This is a genomic window from Streptococcus cameli (assembly GCF_053207365.1).
Genome location: NZ_JBRUIM010000003.1, coordinates 107,936 through 123,412, shown reverse-complemented (window position 1 = coordinate 123,412; position 15,477 = coordinate 107,936). Strand labels below are relative to the sequence as shown.

General features: G+C 42.8%; 13 protein-coding genes. 5 read left to right on the top strand and 8 right to left on the bottom strand.

The genetic code is table 11. The annotated features are described in order from the left end of the window. Positions 1-22: 22 nt before the first annotated feature. Together yajC and ACVR1I_RS07375 are read right to left on the bottom strand one after the other, a co-directional pair. Positions 23-343 carry a preprotein translocase subunit YajC gene (gene yajC / locus ACVR1I_RS07380; protein ID WP_447443379.1) on the bottom strand — a complete coding sequence of 107 codons (321 nt, stop codon included), beginning with the start codon at positions 341-343 and terminating at the stop codon, positions 23-25. 110 nt (positions 344-453) lie between these two features. Further along, positions 454-1,746 carry an adenylosuccinate synthase gene (locus tag ACVR1I_RS07375; protein ID WP_447443378.1) on the bottom strand — a complete coding sequence of 431 codons (1,293 nt, stop codon included), beginning with the start codon at positions 1,744-1,746 and terminating at the stop codon, positions 454-456. A gap of 280 nt (positions 1,747-2,026) precedes the next feature. On the opposite strand from ACVR1I_RS07375, the gene gshAB reads away from it, so the two are divergent. The 4 genes from gshAB (at position 2,027) to dusB (ending at position 7,168) form a co-directional block, all read left to right on the top strand. Next, positions 2,027-4,288, top strand: coding sequence for a bifunctional glutamate--cysteine ligase GshA/glutathione synthetase GshB (gshAB, locus tag ACVR1I_RS07370; protein ID WP_447443377.1), 2,262 nt, complete (start codon positions 2,027-2,029; stop codon positions 4,286-4,288). A gap of 116 nt (positions 4,289-4,404) precedes the next feature. After that, positions 4,405-5,214, top strand: a complete 810-nt coding sequence (locus ACVR1I_RS07365) for a hypothetical protein (RefSeq protein WP_447443376.1) — start codon at positions 4,405-4,407, stop codon at positions 5,212-5,214. Positions 5,215-5,322: 108 nt separating this feature from the next. Beyond that, positions 5,323-6,195 carry an Hsp33 family molecular chaperone HslO gene (gene hslO / locus ACVR1I_RS07360; RefSeq protein ID WP_447443375.1) on the top strand — a complete coding sequence of 291 codons (873 nt, stop codon included), beginning with the start codon at positions 5,323-5,325 and terminating at the stop codon, positions 6,193-6,195. Then, a complete protein-coding gene (gene dusB / locus ACVR1I_RS07355) occupies positions 6,182-7,168 on the top strand; it encodes a tRNA dihydrouridine synthase DusB (RefSeq protein ID WP_447443374.1) in 987 nt (328 codons plus the stop codon). The genes hslO and dusB overlap by 14 nt, the downstream gene beginning before the upstream one ends. Before the next feature lie 22 nt (positions 7,169-7,190). Here dusB and ACVR1I_RS07350 read toward each other — a convergent pair whose 3' ends face one another. From ACVR1I_RS07350 to ACVR1I_RS07340, 3 genes are read right to left on the bottom strand one after another with little or no spacing between them, the layout of a single operon-like run. Next, positions 7,191-8,240: an AAA family ATPase gene (locus ACVR1I_RS07350; RefSeq protein ID WP_447443373.1), complete on the bottom strand. Its 1,050-nt coding sequence runs from the start codon at positions 8,238-8,240 to the stop codon at positions 7,191-7,193. Between the two features lie 17 nt (positions 8,241-8,257). Further along, a complete protein-coding gene (locus ACVR1I_RS07345) occupies positions 8,258-10,705 on the bottom strand; it encodes an ATP-dependent Clp protease ATP-binding subunit (RefSeq protein WP_447443372.1) in 2,448 nt (815 codons plus the stop codon). A gap of 1 nt (position 10,706) precedes the next feature. After that, complete coding sequence (locus tag ACVR1I_RS07340; RefSeq protein ID WP_447443371.1) at positions 10,707-11,159, bottom strand: CtsR family transcriptional regulator; 453 nt, start codon at positions 11,157-11,159, stop codon at positions 10,707-10,709. 166 nt (positions 11,160-11,325) lie between these two features. On the opposite strand from ACVR1I_RS07340, the gene ACVR1I_RS07335 reads away from it, so the two are divergent. After that, on the top strand, positions 11,326-11,679 hold the full coding sequence (locus ACVR1I_RS07335; protein WP_447443370.1) for a thioredoxin family protein: 354 nt from the start codon (positions 11,326-11,328) through the stop codon (positions 11,677-11,679). A gap of 88 nt (positions 11,680-11,767) precedes the next feature. On the opposite strand, the gene ACVR1I_RS07330 is transcribed toward ACVR1I_RS07335, so the two are convergent. The 3 genes from ACVR1I_RS07330 to rpsB form a co-directional block, all read right to left on the bottom strand. Then, positions 11,768-13,231, bottom strand: a complete 1,464-nt coding sequence (locus ACVR1I_RS07330) for an FAD/NAD(P)-binding protein (protein WP_447443369.1) — start codon at positions 13,229-13,231, stop codon at positions 11,768-11,770. A gap of 188 nt (positions 13,232-13,419) precedes the next feature. Beyond that, positions 13,420-14,460, bottom strand: coding sequence for a translation elongation factor Ts (gene tsf / locus ACVR1I_RS07325; protein WP_447443368.1), 1,041 nt, complete (start codon positions 14,458-14,460; stop codon positions 13,420-13,422). Between the two features lie 72 nt (positions 14,461-14,532). Then, positions 14,533-15,318, bottom strand: coding sequence for a 30S ribosomal protein S2 (gene rpsB / locus ACVR1I_RS07320; RefSeq protein ID WP_447443367.1), 786 nt, complete (start codon positions 15,316-15,318; stop codon positions 14,533-14,535). Between the last annotated feature and the right edge of the window lie 159 nt (positions 15,319-15,477).

The window sequence follows — 15,477 nt, the reverse complement described above, 5'->3', positions numbered from 1 at the left end:
AATGAAAAAAGAATAACAGGAGTTATTCTTCAATCGCACTTTCAGTTTTTGTTTCTGGTGTCTCAGGTGTTTCAGCCGCATCCACAACTGGAGCAGTAGCTGCAGTGACCCGGTTACGGATGGCAGAACGGTCAAAGGTCAAGTAGACGCCGTCAACATCTAAGACAACCTTGTCTTCTGTCAACTCATCTACAATGCCGTACAAGCCACCGATTGTGACAATCTCGTCACCTTTTTTGATTTGATTCAATGTTTCCATCCGGTTTTTTTGTTGTTTGCGTTGCGAATAAAACATAAACCCAACCATTGCCAACATCAAAACGGGAAATAACAATTGTTCCATTTGTTCACCTCTTCTTTTTACTAATACTAATGATTATACGTTATTCTGAGACAAAATGCCACTTAAAACTAGAAAAGGATAAGAACGTTGACTTGTCCTTTCAATCTTTCTTAGATATTGGCCCAAACTGACTCTAAAATGTTGGTCTGTTCACGACCTGGACCGACAGAGAAGGTCGAAATCCGTACCCCTACCAATTCACCAATACGGCGAACATAGTTGCGGGCATTTTCTGGCAACTCATCCAAACTGCGGACACCTGTAATATCTTCTTGCCAGCCTGGCAATTCTTCATAAATCGGTTTGCAGCGTTTCAACTGTTCCAAGCTAGCTGGATAATGGTCAATGCGCTCACCATCCAAGTCATAGGCTACACAGATTTTGACGGTATCCAAGCCAGACAAGACATCGATGGAGTTCAAGGATAGGTTGGTAATCCCTGAAACACGACGGCTATGGCGCATGACAACAGAGTCAAACCAACCAACACGGCGTGGACGCCCGGTCGTTGTTCCGTATTCTTTTCCGACTTCACGAATGCGGTCGCCTGTTGCATCAAAGAGTTCTGTTGGGAATGGCCCATCACCTACACGGCTAGTATAGGCTTTACACACCCCAACAACCTTGTTGATTTTACTTGGGCCAACTCCTGAACCAATGGTCACACCACCGGCAACTGGATTTGATGAGGTAACATATGGGTAGGTTCCTTGGTCAATATCCAACATAACCCCTTGCGCTCCTTCAAAGAGCACGCGTTTTCCTGCATCCAAGGCATCGTTCAAGATAACGGAGGTATCGGTCACATACTGCTTGATTTGTTGGCCATACTCATAATACTCTTCAAAGATTTCTTCAAAATTGAGTGGCGTAGAATCATAGAGCTTGGTGAATTGACGGTTTTTCTCTTCTAGATTGATGCGCAAACGTTCCGCAAAGATGTCTTTGTCCAACAAATCCGCAATCCGAATACCGACACGGGCAGCCTTGTCCATATAGGCTGGACCGATTCCTTTGTTAGTTGTTCCAATTTTATTGTCACCCTTTGCTTCTTCTTGCAACTGGTCCAATTTGATATGGTAAGGCAAGATGACATGGGCACGATCTGAAATACGTAGGCTTTCCGTTGATACACCTTCTCCATGTAAGTAGGCCAATTCTTTTACCAAGGATTTCGGATTGACCACAACACCGTTTCCAATGACCGAAATCTTTTCTGGGAAGAAAATACCAGACGGAATCAAGTGCAATTTGAATTTTTTTCCATCGATGACGATGGTATGTCCTGCATTGTCACCGCCTTGGTAACGTGCAATCACTTCTGCATCTTGACTAAGAAAATCCGTGATTTTCCCTTTTCCTTCATCTCCCCACTGGGTACCAACAACTACTACTGATGTCATTTTTTATGTTTCTTTATGGACCTGAAGCCCATACCTTTCCTTAAAACAAGTGGCAGGAATCTCACCTGCGAGTTTGTCTTACACTTTATTATAAAAAAAAACGAACATTTTTTCAAGATAAGACTCGAAAAATAGAAAAAGCGAATATTCCAGCTGATTTTCGGTCGCAAATCAAGCTTTTTAGTCACTTCTATTCCCATTTACACAAACGTAGCAAAAATTTGTTTTTCATATTGAAAGGGTATAAAATAGAAGTATTATTTAGGAGTCTGAAAAATTCATGAATGTATCCAATCTACTCAAACAAGCACCAAAAAATTGGCCTATCTTAGAAGCAACATTTGGTATCGAACGAGAATCGATGCGCATCAACCAAGAAAATCGAATTGCCCAAACAAGTCATCCAACGATCTTAGGCAATCGTTCCTTCCACCCTTATATCCAGACTGATTACAGCGAGTCCCAGCTGGAACTGATTACACCAGTGGCACATTCTACCAAAGAGGCCTTGCGCCTGTTAGGAGCTATCACAGATGTTGCTGCTCGGTCAATGAGCCAAGACGAATACCTCTGGCCCTTATCCATGCCACCAAAAGTAAAATCCGAAGAAATTCAGATTGCCACTTTAGATAGCAAGGTGGAATACCAATACCGAGTGGGGCTTGGGGAACGGTACGGCAAACTCTTGCAATCCATGAGTGGGATTCACTATAACTTTGAGCTTGGTAAAAACCTAACACAAGCGCTATTTGCTGCAAGCGGCTATACAGATTTCGTTGCCTTTAAAAATGATTTGTATCTCCACTTGAGCCAACAGTTTTTACACTACCGATGGCTATTAACTTACTTGTACGGCGCTACTCCTTTGGCTGAAGACGGCTTTTTAGAAAATGGTCCTAGTGACTTGGTTCGTTCCCTTCGAAACAGCCACCACGGCTATGTCAATGCTGATGAAGTACAGATTTCCTTTTCAAGCTTGGAAACTTATGTGGAAAATATCGAAAAAGCCGTCGCTAATGGCCAATTGTCCGCAGAAAAAGAATTTTATTCTGCGGTTCGCCTAAGAGGCAGTAAAAAAAGCAGAGACTATTTAAGTAAAGGTATCCAATACTTAGAGTTCCGTTGCTTTGATTTGAATCCTTTTGAAGCCCTTGGCATTAACCAAGAAACACTGGATACGGTGCATCTATTTGCCCTATCCCTATTGTGGTTACCTCCTATGGCGGAAGTTGATGCATATTTAGCCAGAGCCAATGCCTTAAACAACGCCATTGCCCTGGCCCATCCCTTACAAGCTTTACCAGATGAGGCTCCAGTCACTACCATCTTGTCTGCGATGCAGGAAGTCGTGAATCATTTTGAATTAGGGGATTACCACCAAGAACTACTCAATACTGTTAAAGAAGCCATCTCCAATCCAGCCTTAACCATCAGCGGTCGCCTGGTCAATGAAACCAATAACCAGTCTATCGAAAACTTTGGTAGCAAGCAAGGTCGCGCCTTCCATGATTATTTCTGGACAGCGCCTTATGCCTTAAAGGGCTATGAAAACATGGAATTGTCAACGCAAATGGTCCTATTTGATGCCATCCAGATGGGAATTCACGTGGATATCTTAGATGAGAACGACCAATTCTTAAAACTCTGGCACAAAGACCATGTTGAATATGTCAAAAATGGCAACATGACTTCCAAAGACACCTACGTTGTCCCCTTGGCCATGGCTAACAAAACCGTGACCAAAAAAATCCTAAGGGAAGCTGGCTACCCAGTACCAGCAGGAGATGAGTTCAGCTCTAAAAAAGAGGCCTTACAGGCTTATGGACAATTTGCCGGAAAAGCCATCGTTGTCAAGCCAAAATCAACCAATTTTGGCCTTGGCATTTCCATTTTCCAGGAGCCTGCTACGTTTGAAGACTATGAAAAAGCCTTGGATATCGCGTTTGCTGAAGACACCGATGTTTTGGTCGAAGAATTTATCCCAGGAACCGAATACCGTTTCTTTGTTCTAGATGGAACATGCGAAGCCGTTTTGCTTCGGGTTGCGGCCAATGTCGTCGGAGACGGCAACCACACCATCAGCGAATTGGTGGCCCAAAAAAATCAAAATCCCCTGCGAGGCAGAGACCACCGTTCTCCTTTAGAGATTATTGAATTAGGCAAGATTGAACAGCTCATGTTGGCCCAACAAGGCTATACTGTTGATACCATTTTGCCAAAAGGGGTGAAAGCTGAATTGCGTGGTAACTCCAACATTTCAACAGGTGGGGATTCCATCGATGTGACAGATAGTATGGATCCATCCTTCAAACAGTTGGCTGCTGAGATGGCTGAAGCCATTGGAGCTTGGGTTTGTGGAGTGGACTTGATTATCCCAGATACGCAGGCTAATGCTACAAAAACCGACCCGAACTGTACCTGTATTGAACTAAATTTCAATCCGTCTATGTACATGCATACCTATTGCCATGAGGGGCCAGGGCAAATCATCACCAAAAAAATTCTCATGAAACTCTTCCCTGAAGTCCCAACCATTTCCTAAACAAACAGCCGATTGCGATCGGCTGTTTTTGCTAAAACATTTCTTGTAGCTGTTGAATTTACTAGCAATTTGGAGTACAATTGTATCGATACATTTGAATTAAGAAAGAAGAAAACATGGCACAGTACCCTAAACGTTCAACCAATAATTTTTTCCTTTTTTTCCTCATTATTGCAGGAATTGTAGCAGTTATCTTTATTCTAGAAAATCTGATTCCCATTCTCATTTTCAGTGGAATTGGATACGGGATTTATTATGCCATTAAGAAGGAGAAAACCAAGCAGCAACATTTGGCATCCTCACAACTGAACCTTTTAAAGGACGATTTAAGAAAAGCAGAAAATGATTATTTCCGGGTACAGGAATTGTTAAAACAGGATAAAAAATCTGAAGCACAATATGGAACCCAGCATATTTTGAAGGAATTGCAGCATATTTCCTTTAACCTTCAACATCTCCAAAAACACATCCCTACTGAAGAATTCATCCAGACATCACAAACGATTCAAAAACAAATCAACATGCTGAAAGCTATCGATGCGCCAACCCCATCTGAAGCTCCTGTTCAACCTCAAAACAAGGAAGAGATGATTGTGCAGATGGCACCAGAAATCCTGGAATTTTATCAAAATATCCAAAAAGACCACGCTGCCATCATTAAGAAAATCAAAAACGCTCCAAATGCAGCCGAATTAGAGGTCATGCATAGAAGTGCCATGGAACGATTTGAAGATATTATTGAGACCTATCTGCGAATCAAAGAATCCCCAAAAGATTTTTATATGGCCCAAGAGAGACTGGAGAAAGCAAAGTTGGCCATTCAACAGTTTGATGCAGACCTAGATGAAAATCTACGTCAATTAAATGAAAATGAAATGACTCAATTCGAAATTAGTTTACGATTGATGTCTCAAAAATCACAATAAGACTTAGAGAGCCCTACAACAGATGAAACTAGTTATTCATCTGTTTTTACTTCTTTTCATAAAGCAATTCTCTGCTCAAGTCTCTTATTTTATGGTAAAATAACAGCTATGGATAAATTAATCAAAACTCTATCTAGCAACGGGCATTTCCGCGCCTTTGTCCTAGATGCAACTGAAACCGTACGAACAGCACAAGAAAAACACGATAGCATGGCTTCTTCAACCGTTGCCCTTGGAAGAAGCCTGATGGCCAATCTCCTTCTAGCAGCCAATGAAAAGGGACAAACAAAGATGACCTTGAAAGTATTGGCCGAAGGAGCGACTGGTGCCATCATTAGCGTGGCCAATACCCAAGGACAAGTCAAAGGCTACATTCACAATCCGGATTTGGACTACAAAAAAACCGCGACTGGTGAAGTCATTGTCGGCCCACTGGTTGGGCAAGGTCAATTTTTAGTCATCACAGACTATGGTATGGGCCATCCCTACCACTCTATGACCCCTCTTATTTCAGGTGAAATTGGAGAAGACTTTGCCTACTTTTTGACCGAAAGTCAGCAAACCAATTCTGCTGTTGGTCTTAACGTCCTCTTAGATGAAGAAGACAAGGTCAAAGTCGCAGGTGGGTTCATGGTCCAGGTCTTACCTGGTGCAACAGAAGCCGAAATCCATCAGTTTGAAAAACAACTGCAAAACATGCCCGCTATTTCGACCTTATTAGCCTCTGATAGCCATACAGAAGCCCTATTAACAGCCATCTACGGCGAGGATGCTTATAAAATTCTCTCTGAAGAATCGGTTTCCTTTAGCTGTGATTGCTCAGAAGAACGTTTCTTAGATGCACTGGCTAGTCTGCCAAATAGCGACCTACAAGAAATGATTGACCAAGACCAAGGTTGCGACATTACCTGTCAATTCTGTCAAAAACACTACCACTTCACCCAAGAAAACCTGGAGGAACTCATTCGTGACAAATCTTAATACCCCTTTTATGATTGGAAATGTAGAAATCCCCAATCGAACGGTCCTTGCACCCATGGCTGGTGTGACCAATTCAGCCTTTCGGACTATCGCCAAAGAAATGGGAGCTGGACTAGTAGTCATGGAGATGATCTCTGAAAAAGGACTCCTTTACAATAACGAAAAAACCCTGCACATGCTCCACATCGAAGAAAATGAGGCTCCTATGTCCATTCAACTCTTTGGGGGTGATGCAGAAGGCTTGAAACGAGCAGCAGATTTCATCCAGCAAAATACCAAGGCCAATATCGTAGACATCAATATGGGTTGCCCCGTTAACAAGGTCATCAAAAATGAAGCAGGAGCCAAATGGCTCAAAGACCCTGAAAAAATCTACCACATCGTCAAAGAAGTCACTTCTGTCTTGGATATTCCATTGACCGTCAAGATGCGGACAGGCTGGTCCAATGCGGACTTGGCTATTGAAAATGCCCTAGCTGCTGAATCAGCTGGTGTTTCCGCTCTTGCCATGCACGGCCGCACACGGGAACAAATGTACACCGGTGTCGCAGATCTGGAAACCCTCAGCAATGTTGCTAAGAGCCTAACCAAGATTCCATTTATCGCTAATGGCGATATCCGCAGTGTCCAAGAAGCCCGCCAACGCATTGAAGAAGTCGGTGCTGACGCTGTCATGGTCGGTCGTACGGCTATGGGAAATCCTTATATCTTCAACCAAATCAACCACTACCTTGAAACCGGAGAAGTCCTTCCTGATTTGACCTTTGCAGATAAACTCAAGGTCGCTCACGACCATTTGACCCGTCTTGCCAATCTCAAAGGAGAAGTCGTTGCTGTCCGTGAATTCCGTGGCTTGGCCCCTCACTACCTAAGAGGAACAGCTGGTGCTGCCAAAATTCGGGGCGCTGTTTCCAAGGCAGAAACTATTTCCGAAGTGGAAGCCCTCTTTAATCAAGCCATTCAAGGCAAATAAAAAAAGACCATACGGTCTTTTTTTATTGTTGTTCTTCAGGATCTTGGTAAACCTGATCAATCAATTCAATTGCTGATTGATAATTCTCTGAATAAGAGCCACCGATAAACTCAATTGGAGTATCTGGATGGTTAGCAAAGACCAATTGCTTAAGCTGTTCTGTAAATTCTTCCCGAATTTTCTGGTTGCTCATACTCATATCCCGGTAGCCATCGTCCACATAGTCTCCAGTTGGAAGTACAAAGAGGATTAAGGCCCACTTTTCATTCTTTACGGTATCGGCACAAAGCGAATGGAAGGAACTAGAGGTTCTTCCAATGTAGTAATCATAGTATGCCTGCGTAACAGTTGCATTGGTATCTGCAATCACCAGACCACGATTGCTATCGGAGTCAATCACATCAGAGGTCTGGCGGTATTGGCCTGTTAACAAATAGTTGTAATCTTTTCCTGTCAACTCATCATCTCGAACATTATACTTGGTTTGGTAGTAACGAGAGTATTCTAGCGAAATTGGACTCGAATAGTACCGCCCCAAATCCCTGACCAGGGTTGTCTTACCGTTTGAAGCAGAGCCGACTACCAGGACATTTTTTGAAAAATGACGGCGGAACGGGCGGGCAATGAAATTCCAATATTTTATCGGATATTGCCGAATCAAGGTCGCTGAGATCCCAAAGTTTCGTTCCGTAAAAGAAGCACGAAAACCACGTGATTCCAATTCAGCCGCATACTCTTTCTCCGAGACATAAAACACCAACTCCTCGTCCTCTGCCAATTTCAGCATAGATTGCAACAGTTCTAACCACGGCTCCCACCCTTCTGGATAGGGTGGAATCCCTGTTTCATCTAGTTTCAAAACAGAAACCAGAGAGTCATCAAAGAAAGTCTCACGAATATAGCGAAACCGTTTGTTCAAAGCCAGACCAATCTTATCGCCACGGTCATTTTCATAACCCGATACAATCACAACTGCTCGATCGCAGGCCCGTTTCGCCCGTTGAATCAGATCGATGTGTCCCTTGTGCATGGGTGCGAAGGTCCCAAAAATTACAGCAACTGTTTTTTTCATTTTCTCTCTACTCTATCTTAGGGTCTTACGACCTCAAATTTTAATTGTCCAGCTGACACACCGATTTTCAAGGTGTCGCCTGCTCGCAATTCTTCTTTCAAAAGCATTTCTGCCAAACAATCTTCAACTTTTGTCTGAATAATACGGCGAAGCGGCCTTGCTCCCATTTCAGGATCGTAGCCTTCTTTTGCCAACCATTTCAAAGCAGCTGGTGACAGTTTCAAGCCAATCCCTTTTTCTTCTGTAACAGAAACCAGTGGCTTGACCATGATCGTAACAACTTCTTGCATTTCTTTGTCAGATAAGCGATGGAAGACGACTTTTTCATCAATCCGATTGATAAATTCAGGTCTGTAAGTCTTTTTCAACTCTTCAAAAATGCGTTTTTCGACATGTTCTTGACTCTGAGACAAATCAACAGCTCCAAAACCAACAGTCTTATCATCTCGGAGCGCTGTCGCACCAAGGTTTGAGGTCATGATAATGATGGTATTTGAGAAGTCAACCTTTCGTCCCTTACTATCCGTTAACTGACCGTCATCTAAGACCTGCAAGAGGACATTAAAGATGTCTGGGTGAGCTTTTTCAACTTCATCAAACAAGAGGACTGAATAAGGTTTGTTGCGAACTTTTTCGGTCAATTCGCCACCTTCTTCATAACCTACATAGCCTGGAGGGGCACCGTTTAAACGACTAGCCGCAAATTTTTCCATGTATTCAGACATGTCAAAACGAATCAAGGCCGATTCATCATCAAAAAGAACTTCTGCTAACGCCTTGGCCAATTCTGTTTTACCAACCCCTGTTGGCCCCAAGAAAAGGAAGGATCCAATCGGCCGGTTGCCTGTTCGAATGCCTGACTGATTGCGGCGAATCGCCCGGCTGACAGCAGAAATGGCTACTTCTTGACCGACCACTCGCTTGTGTAATTCAGCTTCTAATTGTAGGTATTTTTTGGCATCTGTCTTGGTGAGCTTGGTTACAGGAATCCCCGACAGACGACTCAAGGTTTCCAAAATATGATCCACCGTTACGGTCAAGCCGCTAGTTGCTGGCACTGCTTCTTTCTGAACTGCCAATAATTGGCTCACTTTTTTGTATTTCTTGGATAAGAAAGCTGCTTCTAGGTCTGAAAAATCAGGCTCTTGAGCCGGTTGCTTAAACGCATTTTGGACAGTTGCGCTGGCTTCATCCAACAGATCAATGGCTGAATCTGGCAGATTTTTACTGGTTAAATAGCGTTTTGCGTAACGAACAGCTGTTTCAACGGCTTCATCTGAAATTCGAACGCGGTGATGTTGTTCATAAGATGCTTTCAAACCCTGTAAAATAGCAATGCTGGTTTCCACGCTTGGCTCTTCAATCGTGACTTTGGCAAACCGACGCACCAAGGCTGCATCTTTTTCAATGTGCTTTTGGTATTCTTCTTGTGTTGTTGCACCAATTGTCCGAAGCGTTCCACGAGCTAGGGCCGGTTTTAAAATATTGGCAGCATCTAAGGTCGAATCAATTCCTGAACCAGATCCCATGATGGTGTGCAATTCATCGATAAACAAGATGACCTTGCCATCTTCTTCAATATCGTTGATGATGTTGTTCATGCGCTCTTCGAAATCCCCACGAAAACGGGTTCCTGCAATCACATTCATCAAATCCAATTCCAAAACACGCATTCCTTTTAGACTGACAGGAACAGCGTCGGCAGCTACTTTCTGAGCCAAACCAAGGGCCAACGCCGTTTTTCCGACACCTGAATCACCAACTAAAACAGGGTTATTTTTGGTTTTTCGGGACAAAATTTGAATCATTCGTGAGATTTCCTCCTCACGTCCGATGACTGGTTCTAAAATTCCCGCTTTTGCAAGTGCTGTTAAATCACGGGTATAGTCCTCCAAACCACCGCTTTGTGGCTGAGGCATCCCTCCCATCATACTGGCCATGGACGGCTTTTGCCCTCCATTGCCTTTTAAAGCTACACGAATGGCCTTGATGTCCTCTTTTGAAAAACCAGCTTTTAATTCTAGATTTTTACGAAGATCGGCATATTTAAAGGAGTCTTCCTTACCCTCAAAAGTAAACCCAACCTTGTCTAAAATTTGGGCAGCAGTTGATCTACGGTCTAGTAAGATCGCATAGAAAACATGTTCTGTTCCTAATCGCTGTGCTTTTACAGCAGAGGCAATCTTCTTTGCCGCCTCTTCTACTTCTTCCAATCGCTTAGAAACTGGTAACACTGTACTGGCTCCCATCGCTTCATCATAACTACGCTCCGTTACTGCAAACGTCGCCTGTTCAAACTCATCAATATCCTGATGAAAATCCGCCAAGGCAGCACCTGCAATGGTATCATGATTAACCACAAAGGCCAATAATAAATGCCAGGTCTCTAAGTACTGGCAAGAATACCGTTGTGCAATTAGTTGAGCATCCGCATACACACGTTGCAATCCCATTGAAAATTCCATTCTACTCCTCTTTCCTATCCAAACGCCGCAAAATTTGCCGCATCATACGTGCACGAATCTGACTCGCTTCCAGTCCTAATACGTCTTCTGCTCCAGTTGCTAACAAAATATTTCCCTCGCGCTCGGTCATCAATTTCTCATCAAATAACAACTGCAAGATATCTGAATAGACCGCCCAAGACAGACTCTCTCCCAAATTTTCAAGCAGGTCATGGACCAATTCATGCTTGTCAGAAAACGTGATGCGCCCAATCCGAATATAGCCACCACCACCACGCTTACTTTCTACAATGTAGCCTCTACTGGCCGTAAATCGTGTCTTAATCACATAGTTAATCTGGCTCGGCACCACTTCGAATCGACTCGCCAATTCACTTCGTTTTAATTCAGCCACATTGACACGCTCTAAAATCGATTTGATGTGCTCTTCAATGTAATCCGATGTGTTTTTCATACAAACCCCTCTCTTACTGACTATTATTGACTATTATAGCATTCACAACTCTTTTTATCAAGAAATTGCCTTTTTACCACAAGATAGAAGCGTAGCAAATTTTTGCAATATCATTAGCTTTTCATTATACTTACAGAGTAATGCAAAAAACGATTGGAGAACAAAAATGTCAACAGATTTTATGACCATTGCCCAAGATTTTCAAGCGGTATCACCAAGTGAAGCCCGCAAGCTGTTAGAAGCAAAAGATGGCGCTATTCTCTTTTTGGGACGCCATACCTGCCCATACTGCATCCGCTTTATTCCAAAATTAGCTACTGCAGCAAAAGCTGAAAACTGGACCGTTTATTTCTTGCACACACAAAGTCCTGCTTACTCTGCACAAGAAATTGCGGACCTTCGCAATGAATACAATGTTCCAACAGTACCAGGACTACTCCATGCCAAAGCAAATGGCGTAGAAGTACGTTGCGATAGCTCTCTGTCTGTAGAAGAAATCATCGATTTTATCCAAGCATAATTGGACAAGAGAATAAAAAGTACAGAGGCCTAAATCTCTGTACTTTTTAATTGGTCAAAAAACAAATAGGGGGCTTCTCTCTCAAAAATCAATCTCTATCGAATTTTTTTCTTTGACTAGCCTGAACTGCTCTATCTGCCATTTTTTGAATTTTAATTGTAGAATTATTTTGGTAGATAAGGCCATTGATCAATTCTCCATGAGCATAGAGATTAGAAACGGTTCCAAAACGTGGCGAAATAACTTTAGCAGAGTCAACAAGCACACTAATCCCACCTTGAGCGTCAATTTGAATAAAGCCATCATCCAACATTTGTTTCAAAAGCGGAGTGGCATTTTCCTGATTGTCAGGCTTGAGATGGTACCCTGTCGCATTAACCACAAAGTCGACCACACGTGTCTCTTGCTGATTTTTGATTCCGATCGCAAACCCTTGTTCCAAGGATTCAATGTCCACCACTTCTTTCAAAATAGTGAGTCGACCATCCTCTTCCGCTGCTATGAGATCACGCGCTGAGTCTTCTGGCATTGGATTACGGAGATTCACAATATGCTTTTGATAAACCCTCTTATAGGCTTCTCGATCTGAATCTGACAACAAAGGCCAAAGATCCGTAAACCAATCGGCCACACGTGAAGCCAAGTGTTGCAATAAATATAGTTGTTTCGGATAGCTATCCGCTAGACGAAGACCTTCGATTCCTGGTTTTAAATAGGTCGAACAGGCCTGGTTCCAGTTTTCAAAACCAAGAGCTGCTAATTCACTCTGAAACAAGGTCTCAAATTGTGTAAAAGAGAAGTCTTTCTTCTGGCGTAATTCTTCAAATTTGGCATCTATCATGACTGTCCAACTGGGCTGCTGCCCCCCCATAATGCGAACCGTTGGGAAATAATTTGATCGTGAAAATACAACTACTTTGATTTTCGTCTGATGGAGCAACCATTTCAGGACATCAACAGCTGCTAATCCCATTCCAACCACAGCGACTGTTCTATTCTTCTTGATTATCTCTTCCAACGAATAAATGGGATAAGGATTGGCAATATAGCAAGGATTCCCCTCCAACTTATAAGGATCGATGGTTGGCAACTCACCACAAGCTAAATGAATCTCATCAAAAACCCAAGGCACTCTCTCGCCTTCGACTTCTACTTGCCATTGTTGACTTTCAGAAAGGTAGTGGATCTGCTCCACTCGTTTTCGAACTAGCCTTGCCTGTATCTGTGCCATAAGGGACTCCCCTCGGTCCTTCATGTACTGCCCATACAGGCTCCGACTAACATAGGGATGACCAGTATCATAGCCATTTTCTCTCATCCAATCCGTAAAGTCATTCATATTCCGATAATCGAAGGAAATGTCATCAATCGGCGAATTGATCAAAGCCATCTCCACGTCTTCTTGAAAAGGAATCCCCCGTCCAAAATGATCCGAATCATCAAAACAAACAATCGTTAGTGTTTCTTGTTCATCTTTAGGCAATTGAGAAAAGGCCAACAGTACCGCAAAACCGCTGACTCCCATTCCAATAATTCCAATCGTCTTTGTCATGTCTAAATTCTCCTTGATCCTATCATATCACAAGATACACCCCTTGTCTGAAAAAGACTTGAAAAGATGTTGAGAATACCAATCTACATTTTACTCACTATCAGTGTAATCCTATTAAAACAAATTGATTTTCAATACAAAGCAAGGACAAAAAAAGACTAGGAACCTTCCTAGTCTTCATTTATTGATTAGTTGTTCAAAGCTGCGGCCATTGTTGCTGCAACTTCTGCTTCAAAGTCATTTGAAGCTTTTTCAATACCGTCACCAACTTCAAAACGTTTGAAGTCAACTACTTTAGCACCCACTGAATCAAGGTAAGCTTCAACTGTCTTGCTGTCATCCATGATGTAAACTTGTGCAAGAAGTGTGTATGCTTGGTCAACTTGAGTGTTGTCAAGCAAGAAGCGGTCCATTTTACCTGGAATGATTTTGTCCCAGATTTGTTCTGGTTTGCCTTCAGCAGCCAATTCAGCTTTGATCGCTTCTTCGGCTTCTGCAATCACAGCGTCTGTCAATTGAGCTTTTGAACCATATTTCAACAATGGCAATGCTGGTTTGTCAACCATTGCACGGCTTTCGTTGTCTTGTTCAATCTTGTGGTTCAATTGTGCCAACTCGTCTTTGACAAATTGCTCATCCAATTCAGTGTAAGAAAGAACTGTTGGTTTCATCGCAGCGATGTGCATTGACACTTGTTTTGCAAGAGCTTCGTCGCCACCTTCGATTACAGAGATAACTCCGATACGGCCACCGTTATGTTGGTAAGCACCAAAGGCTTGAGCGTCAGTTTTTTCGATCAAACCAAAACGACGGAATGAGATTTTCTCACCGATAGTTGCTGTTGCTGATACGAATGCTGCTTCCAAGGTTTCACCTGATGCAGTTGTCAAAGCAAGAGCTTCTTCGTTGTTAGCTGGTTTGCCTTTAGCAATCACTTCAGCTGCTTCTTTAACAAGCGCTACGAATTGATCGTTTTTCGCAACGAAGTCTGTTTCAGAGTTTACTTCCACAACTGCTGCAACGTTACCGTCAACATAAACACCAGTCAAACCTTCCGCTGCTACACGGTCAGCTTTCTTAGCTGCTTTTGCCATTCCTTTTTCACGGAGCAATTCTACCGCTTTATCGATGTCACCATCAGTTTCAACCAATGCTTTTTTCGCGTCCATGACACCAGCACCAGATTTTTCACGCAATTCTTTTACAAGCTTAGCTGTAATTTCTGCCATTGTTTTCTCCTTTTACTATAAAACAAGGGGACAGGGCTCCGCCCCGCCCCCTTAGGTTTTTTGATTTACAAATTATTCAGCGTTGTCGCCTTCAACTACTTCAACCAATTCTTCGATTGATTCAGTAGATGCAGGTTCTGCAGCCAATTCAGCTTCAACTGCTGCTACGCTATCTTCACCTTGGTTTCCTTCGATGATTGCATCAGCCATTTTCGCTGTGATCAATTTAACAGCACGGATTGCATCGTCGTTAGCTGGGATAATCACATCGATATCGTCTGGATCAGTGTTTGTGTCCACCATCGCTACAACTGGGATACCTAATTTCTTCGCTTCTTTAACAGCAATTTGCTCTTTATGTGGGTCAACTACGAACATAACGTCTGGAATGCGAGGCATATCTGCGATACCACCCAAGAATTTTTCAAGACGTGCACGTTGTTTGTTCAACAATGCAACTTCTTTCTTAGGAAGAACTTCGAAAGTTCCTTCTTCTTCCATGCGGTTGATTTCTTTCAAACGAGCGATACGTTTTTGAATAGTACCCCAGTTTGTAAGAGTTCCACCCAACCAACGGTGGTTGATGAAGTATTGACCTGAACGGATTGCTTCGTCTTTTACAGCTTCAGCTGCTTGTTTTTTCGTACCAACGAACAAAATAACTGCATCGTTTGCTGCGGCATCACGGATAAAGTCGTATGCTTGATCAGCCAATTTTACAGTTTGTTGCAAGTCGATAACGTGAATTCCGTTACGCTCAGTGAAGATGTATTTCGCCATCTTAGGGTTCCAGCGACGAGTTTGGTGACCAAAGTGTACACCAGCCTCCAAGAGTTGTTTCATTGAAATTACTGCCATGAGTATTTCTCCTTTTTTGTTTTTTCCTCTCTGAAATTTCAGCTCGCACAACCACCACTAGGGCAACAGCTCCACGATTCATTTCAGATGAGTATTTGTTGCTTTTTGCAACTTATTTATCATATCAAAAAAAGTAGCATTTTGCAAGCAAAATACCAC

Bases quoted from the DNA above. Each gene is read 5' to 3' on its own strand.
- yajC (WP_447443379.1), bottom strand. From the start codon at position 343: ATGGAACAATTGTTATTTCCCGTTTTGATGTTGGCAATGGTTGGGTTT.
- ACVR1I_RS07330 (WP_447443369.1), bottom strand. From the start codon at position 13,231: ATGACAAAGACGATTGGAATTATTGGAATGGGAGTCAGCGGTTTTGCG.
- ACVR1I_RS07375 (WP_447443378.1), bottom strand. From the start codon at position 1,746: ATGACATCAGTAGTAGTTGTTGGTACCCAGTGGGGAGATGAAGGAAAA.
- tsf (WP_447443368.1), bottom strand. From the start codon at position 14,460: ATGGCAGAAATTACAGCTAAGCTTGTAAAAGAATTGCGTGAAAAATCT.
- gshAB (WP_447443377.1), top strand. From the start codon at position 2,027: ATGAATGTATCCAATCTACTCAAACAAGCACCAAAAAATTGGCCTATC.
- ACVR1I_RS07340 (WP_447443371.1), bottom strand. From the start codon at position 11,159: ATGAAAAACACATCGGATTACATTGAAGAGCACATCAAATCGATTTTA.
- ACVR1I_RS07335 (WP_447443370.1), top strand. From the start codon at position 11,326: ATGTCAACAGATTTTATGACCATTGCCCAAGATTTTCAAGCGGTATCA.
- ACVR1I_RS07345 (WP_447443372.1), bottom strand. From the start codon at position 10,705: ATGGAATTTTCAATGGGATTGCAACGTGTGTATGCGGATGCTCAACTA.
- ACVR1I_RS07365 (WP_447443376.1), top strand. From the start codon at position 4,405: ATGGCACAGTACCCTAAACGTTCAACCAATAATTTTTTCCTTTTTTTC.
- ACVR1I_RS07350 (WP_447443373.1), bottom strand. From the start codon at position 8,240: ATGAAAAAAACAGTTGCTGTAATTTTTGGGACCTTCGCACCCATGCAC.
- hslO (WP_447443375.1), top strand. From the start codon at position 5,323: ATGGATAAATTAATCAAAACTCTATCTAGCAACGGGCATTTCCGCGCC.
- rpsB (WP_447443367.1), bottom strand. From the start codon at position 15,318: ATGGCAGTAATTTCAATGAAACAACTCTTGGAGGCTGGTGTACACTTT.